A 12242-nucleotide genomic window follows, 5' to 3' on the forward strand; every position below is an offset into this window, starting at 1 on the left:
CAGCATCCGGCGTCCCCAACTGAATTCGGTCGCTGCGCCCAAACAGCGACCACACCGTGAGGAGATGTTGTCTTGAAACGACTGACATCAGCAGGGGCGGTGGCCATCGTCGCGGCAGCAGGACTTGCCGGGGCGACGCTCGCCGGCTCACCCGCGGGAGCCGCTGATCGTGCGGCTCCGCTCCCCGCGTCCGGCTTCAACCAGCCGGCCGCAGTTCAGGCCGAACAAGCGCTGACCGCGCAGACGGCCGCAGCCCTCGGACTCGCGAGCGGTGAGGTGCTCAAGGTCCGTGACGTCGTGAAGGACCCGGACGGCACCGAGTACGTCCGCTACGACCGGACCTACAACGGCCTGCCGGTCGTCGGTGGAGACCTGATCGTCAAGCGCAAGGGCGAGACGATCGGCAAGGTGACCTACAACCGCGGCGCGAAGTCCGTCGGGGTCTCGACCAAGCCGACTCTGTCCAAGTCGGCCGCGTTGAGCACCGCCGCGAAGTCCGCCAAGTTCAAGGCCACCGGCAACAAGGGCTCGCTGGTCGTGTTCGTCACCGAGGCCAAGCCGGTCCTCGCCTACGACGTCGTCACCACCGGCGTGAAGGCCGACCAGACCCCGTCGGTGCTGCACTCCTACATCGACGCCAAGACCGGCGCCGTACTGGCGCAGTCCGACGAGATCAAGACCGGCACCGGCAACTCGATGTACTCCGGCACCGTCAGCATCGGCACCTCGGGCAGCTACTCGATGACCGACCCGAGCCGCGGTGGCAACTACACCACCGACCTGAACGGCGCCACCTCCGGCACCGGCACGACGTTCACCGACCCGGACGACACCTGGGGCAACGGCACCACCTCGAGCCGGCAGACCGCCGGCGTCGACGCGCACTACGGCTCGCAGCTGACCTGGGACTACTACAAGAACGTCCACGGCCGCAACGGCATCTTCAACAACGGCCAGGGCGCCCGGTCCCGGGTGCACTACGGCAACGCCTACGTGAACGCGTTCTGGGACGGCTCCCAGATGACGTACGGCGACGGCGCCAGCAACCAGCGTCCGCTGACCAGCATCGACGTCGCCGGTCACGAGATGAGCCACGGTGTCACCGAGGCGACCGCCAACCTGAACTACTTCGGCGACGCGGGCGGCCTGAACGAGTCCACCTCGGACATCTTCGGCACCGCGGTGGAGTTCTCGGCGAACAACTCGTCCGACCCGGGTGACTACCTGGTCGGCGAGAAGATCAACATCAACGGCAACGGCACCCCGCTGCGCTACATGGACAAGCCGTCGAAGGACGGGCGCAGCTACGACTGCTGGAGCAGCTCGGTCGGCGGCGCCGACCCGCACTACTCGTCCGGCCCGCTGAACCACTGGTTCTACCTGGCCTCCGAGGGCACCGGCAGCAAGGTGATCGGCGGCGTGACGCACAGCAGCACCGCCTGCAACGGCGCCACCATCGCCGGTGTCGGCCGCGACGTGGCCGCGAAGGTCTGGTACCGCACGCTGAGCACCAAGCTCAGCTCGGGCAGCACCTACAAGGACGCCCGCGAAGGCGCGATCAACTCGGCCAAGGAGCTGTACGGCGCCGACTCGGCCCAGTGCAAGGGCATCGAGGCCGCGTTCAACGGCATCTCCGTCCCGGCCGGCGCGGCCGCCTGCACCGGTGGCACCGAGCCGCCGCCCACCGGCAGCAACCTGCTGCTGAACCCGGGCTTCGAGTCCGGCGCGGTGAACTGGACCGGCACCTCCGGCCCGATCACCAACAACACCGGCCGTCCGGCGCGCACCGGCAGCTGGAAGCTGTGGCTGGGTGGCAACGGCTTCACCTCGACCGAGAACATCTCGCAGTCCGTCGCCATCCCGGCGTCGGCGACCAGCGCGACGCTCTCGTTCTGGATCCGGATCGACACCGCCGAGACCACCACCTCGACGGTGTACGACACCGCCAGGATCCAGATCGTCGACGGTTCGACCACGACGACGCTGGCGACGTACTCGAACCTGAACAAGAACACCACCTACACGCAGAAGACCTTCAACGTGACCGCGTACAAGGGCAAGACGGTCTCGGTGAAGTTCCTGATGAACGAGGACTCGTCGCTGCAGACCAGCTTCGTGGTCGACGACACTTCGCTCACCGCGGGCTGATCCGCCTTCGGTGACACCCGTCCGGGGCGCGCGGCCTCCGCCCAGGCTCGCGCGCCCCGGATTCTTCTTTGATTGAGGCCAAAGGAGATCGCCCCCATGCGAAAGTCCCTGTACTACGGCGCCGGCACCGCGGTGCTGGCCGCCGCGGTGCTTGCCCCCGGCAACGTCGCCGGCGCGGTCGAGTCCCCCGACATCTCGGTCACCAACACCAAGGCGCACCTCGACCAGTTCCAGTCGATCGCCACGAACAACGGCGGCAACCGCTACACCGGCCGCCCGGGTTACAAAGCTTCCGCCGACTGGGTGAAGGCCAAGCTCGACGCGGCCGGCTACAGCACCACCCTGCAGTCGTTCTCGACCTCGGCCGGCACGTCGTACAACGTGATCGCCGAGTGGCCGCACGGCGACGCGAACCACGTCGTGATGACCGGCTCGCACCTGGACTCGGTCAGCTCCGGTCCGGGCATCAACGACAACGGCACGGGCAGCGCCGGCGTACTCGAAACCGCCCTCGCTTACGCTGCCAGCGGCCAGACCCCCAGGAACCGGATCAGGTTCGGCTTCTGGGGCGCCGAGGAGCTCGGTCTGCTCGGCTCGAAGTACTACGTCAACAACCTGCCCGCCACCGAGCGGGACAAGATCGAGCTCTACCTGAACTTCGACATGATCGGCTCGCCGAACCCGGGCTACTTCGTGTACGACGACAACCCGGCCGGCGACGGCGCCCGCGACGACCTGGTCGCGTACTTCACCAGCAAGAGCGTGCAGACCGAGTTCATCGACGTCCAGGGCCGGTCCGACCACGCGGCGTTCCGGTCGCTCGGCATCCCGACCGCAGGCACGTTCTCCGGCGCCGAGGGGACGAAGACGTCCGCCCAGGCGGCGAAGTGGGGCGGTACGGCGGGGCAGGCGTTCGACCCGTGCTACCACCGGTCCTGCGACACCATCAACAATCTGAACCTGACCTCGCTGGACCGGCAGATCGACGCCATCGGCCACATGGTCTGGAACTACGCCCAGAAGGACTACAGCGGAGGCCCGCCACCGACCGGTGCCAACCTGCTGCAGAACCCGGGCTTCGAGTCCGGCGCGGTGAACTGGACCGGCACCACCGGCGTGATCACCAACAACACCGGGCGTCCGGCGCACACCGGCAGCTGGAAAGCATGGCTGCAGGGCAACGGCCGGACCACCACTGAGAACCTCGGCCAATCGGTGACGATCCCGGCGTCGGCGACGGCCGCGTCGCTGTCGCTGTGGATCCGGATCGACACCGCGGAGACGACCAGTTCCACCGTTTACGACACGGTCAAGGTGCAGGTGGTCGACGGATCCACGACCACCACGCTGGCGACGTACTCGAACCTGAACAAGAGCACGTCGTACGTCCAGAAGACCCTGAACGTCCTTGCCTACAAGGGAAAGACGGTCACGGTCCGGTTCCTCGGACAGGAGGACTCCTCCCTGCAGACCAGCTTCGTCATCGACGACGTGGCAGTCACCGTGAGCTGATCAGATCGGCTTGCAGAGCTTGCCCGGTGGGATGGCGGCTTCGGTGAGCAGCGTGCTCACCGGGGCCGCCAGCGGCTTCACCTTCGGCTCCTCGAGCCGGGCGGTCTTCCCGTTGGCGGTGACCGCGAGGATCATGTCGTCGGGGTAGCGGACGGTCGGCTTGACCACCGGGAGGCTCGCCCAGTCGACCTGCTCGGCGGCCGTGGTGATCTGCGTCAGCAGGGCCTTGTCCAGCTGACAACGGACTGTTTCCTTGCCGCGGGCGCTCACCGTCGCGACACCGTCCGTGTCGATCACCACCTTGTCGTCGAACCCGGCGAAGCCGCCGGTCCTGGTGACGACGAGGGGCAGAGCGGTACCGACTGGCGTCGACTGGGTCACAGTCGGCAGCGTCGGGGCGGGCGGGCTGGACGGGGTACCGCCCGCGCCGCCGTCGGACTCGTTCCCGCAGCCGGCCAGGACGAGTCCGGCGACGGCACCGACTGTGGCCACTCCTGCGTATCTGCTGAGGTTCCTCACGCACCATGGATACCCGTAGCCGGCGCGTTCGTTGCAGCTGTGACACGACTGAGATGTGGTCGTTAGACCACCGTGGAGACCAGGTCCACCAGTGACCTCGTCAGCATCACCCGCTCCTCGAACATCGCCTGCGTGACCTCGTCACCCGGTTTGGTGATCGCCTCCAGCGGGAGCGCGGTGAACGTCGCCCGGGCGAGCAGCGACCCCAGGTAGCCGTACAGCACCTGCTCCTCGGTCACCGCCATCCCGTCCTCGGCGAGACCCGCCATGAACGCCTTGAGGATCGTCTTGTGCACGATCGGCAGCGCGTCGGGCGCCAGTTCACCCGCGTGCGCGAGCCCGACCAGCAGTTGCCCGAGATCGAACCCGACCGCCTGCGGACAGTCGAACCCCCAGTCGATCACCACGAACTCGTCCGGTTTCCCCTGCGGGACCAGGAGATTCTGCGGGCTCGCGTCCCCGTGCTGGTAACACTGCGGCAGCGCGTCCAGAGCATCCAGTACGGCGGGCAGCCGCGCACCCAGGTCGAGCAGATCGTCACGCAGCCGGTGGTCACCGAGATGGCACACCGCCGCGGCGAGCAACGGATGACGCCAGGTCTCCGGGTCGGCCAGCGCCGGCAGCGCGCTCATCATCACCCGACCGTTGGTGTAGTAGCGCAGTGCATAGCCGGGCCGGTTGAAGTCGCCGCCGCGGGGGAGCAGCGGCTCGACGAGATGCGGCTGGCGACGGGCCGACAGCCGCCCGAGCAGGTACGCCGCGCGCTCGAACCGCTCCAGCGGCCAAGGACCGGGCTCCTGGATGACGTTCTCCATCCACAGGGTGCCGCGGTCGTCGTCGTACACGTCGATCCGGTAGGCCTTGGGCAGGCGCATTCCGGTGGGCAGCAGGTCGGCGACGCCGCCGCGGTGGACGGCGATCTCCAGCTGCCAGGGCAGGTTCTGGATGAAGATCTCCCGGAACTGCTCGGGTACGACCTCCAGGAACGGCCAGTGCCGGACCGACTGGAGCTTCTTCACGAAGCAGGACCAGCCGACGTCGTACGTCTGCGGTGCGCCGGTCGGCAGGGACGCCGTACCGAAGACGCGCAGCAGCGCCTCGGTGCTCGGCGTCCCGATCGGGTAGTCGACCGGCTCGACCCGGACGTCGCCGGGGTCGGCTTCCGGGTGTCCGGTGATGGTCCGGACCAGAGCGGTGAAATCGTCCCGGGCCAGCGCGTCGCGGCCGAGTGGTTCCAGTGCGGTGATCATTCGTGTCCCCCCAAACGATGGCTACTTGCCCATCGTGCGGGAGGATCTTCAGCCAGTCTTCAGGGCTGGCACGGAGAGGCCCTGAAATCAGCCCGCTTGGTACGTCGCGATGCTCACGGCGACGTAGTGGCAGACGAACGCGGCCACCGTGAAGGCGTGGAAGATCTCGTGGAAGCCGAACCACAGCGGCGACGGGTTCGGCCGCTTGGTGCCGTAGACGACCGCACCGATCGAGTACAGCCCGCCACCGACCGCGATCAGGGTGACCACCGCGGCGCCGCCGAAGTGGTAGAAGTCGCCCATCCAGAAGATCGCCACCCAGCCCAGCGCCAGGTAGATCGGAGTGTAGAGCCAGCGTGGTGCGTGCACCCAGAAGATCCGGAACAGGATGCCGAGCAGCGCGCCGGCCCAGACCATGCTGAGCAGCAGCACCCGGTCCTTGCCGTGCAGCAGCATCATGCCGAGCGGGGTGTAGGTGCCGGCGATCAGCAGGAAGATGTTGCTGTGGTCGAGCCGGCGCAGGATCGCCTCACCGGTCGGTCCCCAGTAGAACCGGTGGTACAGCGCGGAGATGCCGAACAGCAGCATCGCGCCCATCGTGTAGACCGCCGCCGCCCAGCGGGCGCCCGCGTCCGGGGCCAGGCAGATCAGCACGATGCCGGCGGCGGTGGCGAGCGGGAAGGTGCCGGCGTGCAGCCAGCCGCGGAGCTTGGGTTTGAGCGGTCCGAGCCGCCCGGAGAGCGTATGACCGAGTTCCCGGGGCTGGGTGCTGCTAGCGGTCATCGCCGTCCTTTCGAGGGGTGCCGGGCGGTTCTGTACCTACGCAACCGTAACCTACGCAACCGTAAGTTCACTGGTCCATAAGGATGAAATGTAGGCGAGATCACGGGCCCGCACACCTCCCCTCGCGTGTCCGACGCACGAACTCTCGCGAAAGTTCGGCGAGTCCGCGAGTTGGCTGTGAGCGCGCTGGAGCCCTCTCAGCGACGGCGATTCTGGGCTAGCGTTGTGACCGAGAGTCTTCGAGGAGAGCAACCTGCCCATGCGGACACCTGGCAAGCAGAAGCTGCGCGACGCCCTGTACACACTGTACGAGCGTCGGGTCCGCCGGTCCCTGTCGCCGGACCGGATCCCGCGGCACATCGGCGTCATCATCGACGGCAACCGGCGCTGGGCCCGGGCGGCCGGCGACCCGGTGTCGCGCGGTCACGAGGCCGGGGCGAACAAGATCACCGAGTTCCTGGACTGGTGTGACGACGTCGGCGTCAAGGTGGTCACGGTCTGGATGCTGTCCACCGACAACCTGAGCCGCCCGGCCGACGAGCTGGAGCCGCTGCTGCGGATCATCGAGCAGACGGTCGAGGAGCTCACCTCGATCGGCCGCTGGCGGATCCACCCGGTCGGCGCGCTCGACCTGTTGCCCGGCGCCACCGCCGAGGCGCTCAAGGCGGCCGAGGCGGACACCCAGGGCGTCGACGGCATGCTGGTCAACGTCGCGGTCGGGTACGGCGGCCGCCGCGAGCTCGCCGACGCGGTCCGCTCGCTGCTGCTCGAGGAGGCCGCGAAGGGCATCTCGATCGAGGAGCTCGCCGAGCGCGTCGACGTCGAGCACATCGCCCGGCACCTGTACACCAAGGGCCAGCCCGATCCGGACCTGGTCATCCGGACGTCGGGTGAGCAGCGGCTGGGTGGGTTCCTGCTGTGGCAGAGCGCGCTGAGCGAGTTCTACTTCTGCGAGGCGCTGTGGCCGGACTTCCGGCACGTCGACTTCCTGCGGGCGATCCGGAGCTACGCACAGCGGGAGCGTCGCTTCGGGACGTGACCCCGCGTCCACAGCGGCGGCACTCCGTACGGCGTCGCAGGTAGTAGGCGTAGGTCGCCGTACCCAGCCCTGCTCCCCAGAGCACCCACAGGACGCCGGGGAGGTTCACCGCCCAGGCATCCGCGTATGTCGGGAGCTGGGCGTTCATCAGGCCCGCCGGGATCAGTACGACGGCCACGAGCGACGCGGGGATGATCGCCAGCAGTGGTGGCACCCGCTTGCCCGCCTTGAACCAGATCCAGCGCGGGTAGATCTCGCCCCAGGGTCGGACCAGGCCGTGGGTGAGGATGCTGCCGGTGATGCCCATCAACGCCAGCCCGAGGCCCATCTCCAGCATCCCGGGAGTGTCGGCCATCATCTGGTGGAACTCGTCGGGGATGCCCAGCGGCCAGCCGAAGTACCAGGCCACTCGGGTGAACTCGTAGGGCAGGTTCGCCACCACCGAGACGGCGACCGCCCAGCGGCCCCAGCGAAGGGCGGACTCGGGTGTCGTCCAGGACTTGGCGGCGTGGTCGCTGCGTCCGCAGGAGACGCAGGCGTCCCGGCTGCGGCGGTGGTACGCGATCGCGGTCGCCGCCCAGAGCAGACCGCCGACGAACAGGATCACCAGGTTCAGCCGGTGCCAGTAGAGGACGTCGCCAAGATCCTGCGGACCCGGTACGCCGGTGAACGCGAACACCACGAGGGCAGGGGACAGCGCGAGGAGCGCGATCAGCGTGTAGTCGGGGATCACCAGGGCGAGGCCGACCGCGAGGACGCCCGCGATCGTCTGCAGCACCCGACCGCGGGCCCGCCGCCTGGTCATCACCAGCGCGAGTACGGCGCCGCCCAGCCCGATCACCGCCATGATCGGGGCCACGACGTCAGCCAATGACCCTTCCAGGATCGAGCCGGTCGCCCGGTTATCGGCCACCTTCGCGAACGGGTACGCCGCTCCGCCGAGTGACCAGTAGACACCCAGCACGCCGTACGCGAAGGACCACACCGCGGTCGCATATCCGGTCAGTTCCGGCCAGTGTTTACGCATGCCGTCAGCGTCGTCCGGACGGCGCCGGACCGGATCACTCCGGAGGGTGATCGGGCTCCCCCGTGTGGGTGGGCAAAGGTGTAACACGCCGTTAACCCCGCGGACGGGCGTGTCGGGCTGCGCCGTTTGGACGGCAGATCTACCCTCCTAAGTGACGGTCGGAGGGGAAGCCGGCTGTCCGGGAGGCCCGATCAGCTTGAGAGTCGTTCGCCAGCCGGTTGCCCCATGAGGGGCAGAACGGAGTGCCCGAGACCCCAGGTCTCGATCTCACTGGTTCCCGTTGTCGCTCGTGCGGCGCAGCGGACGGGGTCTGCACCAGACCCCGGGGCCAGCTCCCGGTCCATCACCTAACCACTGGTGGGCCGGGCGTGGTGCACGTCGCGGCCCGAGAGGACGTGCGACATGGCTGCCACCCACGCCAAGGCGTCAAGTACCTCATCCACACCGGCCCAGCGCACCTTCGTGCTGGACACCTCGGTGCTGCTGTCCGACCCGCACGCGATGATGCGGTTCGACGAGCACGAGGTGGTCGTCCCGGTGGTCGTCGTCACCGAATTGGAGGGCAAACGGCATCACCCGGAACTCGGCTACTTCGCGCGCACCGCGCTGCGGCTGCTGGACGAGCTCCGGATCCTGCACGGACGTCTGGACGCGCCCCTGCCAGTGGGGGAGAAGGGTGGAACCCTCCGGGTCGAGCTGAACCACACCGACCCCGAGAGCCTGCCGGCCGGCTTCCGGCTCGGCGACAACGACAGCCGGATCCTGGCCGTGGCCTGCAACTTCAAGGCCGAGGGCAAGGACGTCACGCTGGTCTCGAAGGACCTGCCGATGCGGGTCAAGGCGTCGGCCTGCGGCCTGATGGCCGAGGAGTACCGCGCCGAGCTGACGCTGGAGTCCGGCTGGACCGGGATGAGCGAGCTCGAGGTCGGCACCCAGGACGTGGACGACCTGTACGAGAACAGCGTGCTGGAGCTGCCGCAGGCCGGTGAGTTCCCGACGCACACCGGGCTGGTGCTGCTGTCCGAGCGGGGCAGCGCGCTCGGCCGGGTGATGCCGGACAAGCGGATCCGGCTGGTCCGCGGCGACCGGGAGGCGTTCGGGATCCGTGGGCGCTCGGCCGAGCAGCGGGTCGCGCTCGACCTACTGCTGGACCCGGACGTCGGGATCATCTCGCTCGGTGGCCGCGCCGGCACCGGCAAGTCGGCGCTTGCGCTCTGCGCCGGGCTGGAGTCGGTGATGGAACGCCGCCAGCACAAGAAGGTCGTGGTGTTCCGGCCGCTGTTCGCGGTCGGCGGCCAGGAGCTCGGCTACCTGCCCGGCACCGAGTCCGAGAAGATGCAGCCCTGGGCCCAGGCCGTGTACGACACGCTCGGCGCGCTGACCAGCGGTGATGTGATCGACGAGGTGATCGACCGCGGCATGCTCGAGGTGCTGCCGCTGACCCACATCCGCGGCCGCTCGCTGCACGACGCGTTCGTGATCGTGGACGAGGCGCAGTCGCTGGAGCGCAACGTGCTGCTGACCGTGCTGTCCCGGGTCGGCGCGAACTCGCGAGTGGTGCTCACTCACGACGTCGCCCAGCGGGACAACCTGCGGGTCGGCCGGCACGACGGCGTGGTCGCGGTGGTCGAGCAGTTGAAGGGCCACCCGCTGTTCGCGCACGTGACGCTGACCCGCTCCGAGCGGTCCCCGATCGCCGCCCTGGTCACGGAGATGCTGGACGACCTGCAGCTGTAAGGAGCATTTCTACTGTTTGGTAATAGGAATCTGTAAAGCGAAGGTAAGACTTCGGTGCGGTCGCCAGCAGGCGGCCGCACCGCTGTTTGTGACCTGCTTGTGATCACGGTCCGTTTAGTCCAGAGTATGTTCCTGTTGCCAGCCGACGGGGGTCGGGTTTTCTCGGAAGGACAGATGAAAGCGAAGCGCTCCGTCGCGGCTCTCTCAGTGACAGGGATCGCCGTCGTCTCCGTTGTCGCCGGTATCGACCTCTTCAGCTCCCCCGGGAGCAGCCAGGCCGCAGAGCAGGTGTCCGGACGCGCCGAGATGGCCGTCCTGAACAGCGAGCGGGCCCGCGCGGCCACGACGCCGTCCGCCAAGCCGCAGAGCGCCGAGGAGCAGGCGCAGGAAGTCTCCAAGCTGCGCAACCAGCTCGAGGCCGTCGAGCAGGCCCGGAAGCTGGCACAGGACCAGGCCGACGCCAAGCAGGCCGCCAAGAACGCGGCCATGAAGCGGTACGAGGCGCTGCAGAAGACCAGCCAGAACTCGCGCGAGGAGCGCGCCAGCCGGGACGCCGAGCGCAAGAAGTACGAGGGCACGCCCAAGGAGGTTGCGCGCAACCTGCTGTCCGACCACGGCTGGAGCGACAGCCAGTTCAGCTGTCTCGAGAAGCTGTGGAACAAGGAGTCGCGCTGGCAGGTCGACGCCGACAACCCGACGTCCAGCGCGTACGGCATTCCGCAGGCACTGCCCGGTAACCGGATGGCGGCGTACGGCTCCGACTGGCGGACCAACCCGATCACCCAGATCAAGTGGGGCCTCGACTACATCGACAACCGCTACGGCTCCCCCTGCTCCGCCTGGGCGCACTCCCAGTCCAAGGGCTGGTACTGACGGTTTTCCGTGCTGCTTCCGTGGTGAGCACGGAAGCGCCGACGGCGAGGTACACGGCAGGCTTCGAGGTAGGCAAACCACCTCTTCGAAGGAGTCATCATGGCACTCGTCATCTCGGGCATCTCGATGTCGCTGGACGGCTTCGTGACCGGCCCTGACGTCACCCGCGAACAGCAGCTCGGCGCCGGCGGCGACGTCCTGCACCGCTGGCTGTGGGAGCCGGCGCCTGAGGACACCGAGGTCCTCGACGGCATGGTCGCCAACGTCGGCGCGATCCTGATGGGCCGGCGCTCCTACGACCTGGCCGAGGGCGACGGCGGCTGGGGCGACGGCGGTCCCGCCGGGCAGATCCCGTGCTTCGTCGTCACTCATCAGGCCCCGGCTCCGGGGACGGTCCGGGCGCCGAAGGTGTTCACGTTCGTCACCGACGGGATCGAGTCGGCGGTCGAGCAGGCGAAGAAGGCGGCGGGCGACAAGGTCGTCGGCGTACACGGCGCGAGCACTGCCCAACAGTGCCTCGCCGCCGGGCTGCTCGATGAGATCCAGCTGCATCTGGTCCCTGTGCTGCTCGAGTCGGGGACCCGGCTGTTCGACAACATCGGCCGGCAGTTCCAGTTGGAGCGGACCGCCGTCGTACCCAGCGCGAACGTCACCCATCTGCGGTACAAGGTTCAGTACTGAGAAGATGACCGCGTGCCGGAGATCGCGCGGGGGAGCAGTGAACGGGGTGAGCTCGTCCTCCGTCGAAGGGACGACGACGGGGCGCTGGAGCTTCGCGTGAACGGCGTCTTCGTGATGGACGACGTGGAGACCTCCAGCGAGGAGCTCCTGGCGTCCGCGGCCTTGGCTTCGGTACGGCGTCCTGAGCGGGTGCTCGTGGGCGGTCTGGGGCTCGGCTACACCGTGCGTGCGCTGCTGGCCGACCCACGGCTCGGCCAGGTAGTGGTCGCCGAGATCGAGCCCGAGTTGGCCTCGTGGATGCGGTCCGGCCTGGTGCCGTCGGTGCTGGACGATCCACGGGTGGGCGTGGTGGTCGGCGACGTACGGGACGTGGTGGCCGAGGCGCAGGACGCTTCGCTGGACGCGATTCTGCTGGATGTGGACAACGGTCCGGACTTCCTTGTCTACAACGAGAACTCGGTCATCTACGCCTCGCCGTTCGTCACCACGTGCCGGTCGAAGCTCCGGGCGGGCGGAGTGCTGACCGTCTGGTCGTCGTCCGAGTCTGCTGCGTTGCAGGAAGTTGTCGCGTCAGTTTTCGGTGCGTGTGACGTGACCCCGGTCCCGGTGCGGCTGCAGGGCCGGGCCGAGGCCTACTACGTCTACCAGGGCTGCCGACAGTGACCGGCGACGT

At 68.3% G+C, this 12242-nt stretch carries 10 protein-coding genes; 7 read left to right on the forward strand and 3 right to left on the reverse strand.

Translation table 11 applies throughout. The features are described 5' to 3' along the window. Positions 1-72: 72 nt before the first annotated feature. Positions 73-2148, forward strand: a complete 2076-nt coding sequence (locus ACIBL3_RS23335; protein WP_396355631.1) for a M4 family metallopeptidase — start codon at positions 73-75, stop codon at positions 2146-2148. 96 nt (positions 2149-2244) lie between these two features. Further along, entirely contained in the window at positions 2245-3660 is a 1416-nt protein-coding gene (locus ACIBL3_RS23340) for a M20/M25/M40 family metallo-hydrolase (protein ID WP_396355632.1), read from the forward strand. On the opposite strand, the gene ACIBL3_RS23345 is transcribed toward ACIBL3_RS23340, so the two are convergent. From ACIBL3_RS23345 to ACIBL3_RS23355, 3 genes are all read right to left on the reverse strand, one after another. Further along, a complete protein-coding gene (locus ACIBL3_RS23345) occupies positions 3661-4152 on the reverse strand; it encodes a hypothetical protein (RefSeq protein ID WP_396355633.1) in 492 nt (163 codons plus the stop codon). Between the two features lie 89 nt (positions 4153-4241). Continuing rightward, positions 4242-5429, reverse strand: coding sequence for a phosphotransferase (locus ACIBL3_RS23350; RefSeq protein ID WP_396355634.1), 1188 nt, complete (start codon positions 5427-5429; stop codon positions 4242-4244). An 87-nt stretch (positions 5430-5516) separates the two neighbouring features. Further along, positions 5517-6212 carry a hemolysin III family protein gene (locus ACIBL3_RS23355; RefSeq protein WP_396355635.1) on the reverse strand — a complete coding sequence of 232 codons (696 nt, stop codon included), beginning with the start codon at positions 6210-6212 and terminating at the stop codon, positions 5517-5519. A 259-nt stretch (positions 6213-6471) separates the two neighbouring features. Between ACIBL3_RS23355 and ACIBL3_RS23360 the strand changes: the two genes are divergently transcribed. From ACIBL3_RS23360 to ACIBL3_RS23380, 5 genes are all read left to right on the forward strand, one after another. Then, complete coding sequence (locus tag ACIBL3_RS23360) at positions 6472-7251, forward strand: isoprenyl transferase (RefSeq protein WP_396355636.1); 780 nt, start codon at positions 6472-6474, stop codon at positions 7249-7251. Between the two features lie 1429 nt (positions 7252-8680). Further along, positions 8681-10015, forward strand: coding sequence for a PhoH family protein (locus tag ACIBL3_RS23365; protein WP_396355637.1), 1335 nt, complete (start codon positions 8681-8683; stop codon positions 10013-10015). Between the two features lie 174 nt (positions 10016-10189). After that, complete coding sequence (locus ACIBL3_RS23370) at positions 10190-10888, forward strand: hypothetical protein (RefSeq protein ID WP_396355638.1); 699 nt, start codon at positions 10190-10192, stop codon at positions 10886-10888. Between the two features lie 99 nt (positions 10889-10987). After that, positions 10988-11569 carry a dihydrofolate reductase family protein gene (locus tag ACIBL3_RS23375; RefSeq protein ID WP_396355639.1) on the forward strand — a complete coding sequence of 194 codons (582 nt, stop codon included), beginning with the start codon at positions 10988-10990 and terminating at the stop codon, positions 11567-11569. Positions 11570-11581: 12 nt separating this feature from the next. Further along, on the forward strand, positions 11582-12232 hold the full coding sequence (locus tag ACIBL3_RS23380; RefSeq protein WP_396355640.1) for a hypothetical protein: 651 nt from the start codon (positions 11582-11584) through the stop codon (positions 12230-12232). Positions 12233-12242 lie beyond the last annotated feature (10 nt).

This window comes from Kribbella sp. NPDC050124, from assembly GCF_044460355.1.
Taxonomy (GTDB): domain Bacteria; phylum Actinomycetota; class Actinomycetes; order Propionibacteriales; family Kribbellaceae; genus Kribbella.

Bases quoted from the DNA above. Each gene is read 5' to 3' on its own strand.
- ACIBL3_RS23360 (WP_396355636.1), top strand. From the start codon at position 6,472: ATGCGGACACCTGGCAAGCAGAAGCTGCGCGACGCCCTGTACACACTG.
- ACIBL3_RS23375 (WP_396355639.1), top strand. From the start codon at position 10,988: ATGGCACTCGTCATCTCGGGCATCTCGATGTCGCTGGACGGCTTCGTG.
- ACIBL3_RS23350 (WP_396355634.1), bottom strand. From the start codon at position 5,429: ATGATCACCGCACTGGAACCACTCGGCCGCGACGCGCTGGCCCGGGAC.
- ACIBL3_RS23355 (WP_396355635.1), bottom strand. From the start codon at position 6,212: ATGACCGCTAGCAGCACCCAGCCCCGGGAACTCGGTCATACGCTCTCC.
- ACIBL3_RS23370 (WP_396355638.1), top strand. From the start codon at position 10,190: ATGAAAGCGAAGCGCTCCGTCGCGGCTCTCTCAGTGACAGGGATCGCC.
- ACIBL3_RS23365 (WP_396355637.1), top strand. From the start codon at position 8,681: ATGGCTGCCACCCACGCCAAGGCGTCAAGTACCTCATCCACACCGGCC.
- ACIBL3_RS23340 (WP_396355632.1), top strand. From the start codon at position 2,245: ATGCGAAAGTCCCTGTACTACGGCGCCGGCACCGCGGTGCTGGCCGCC.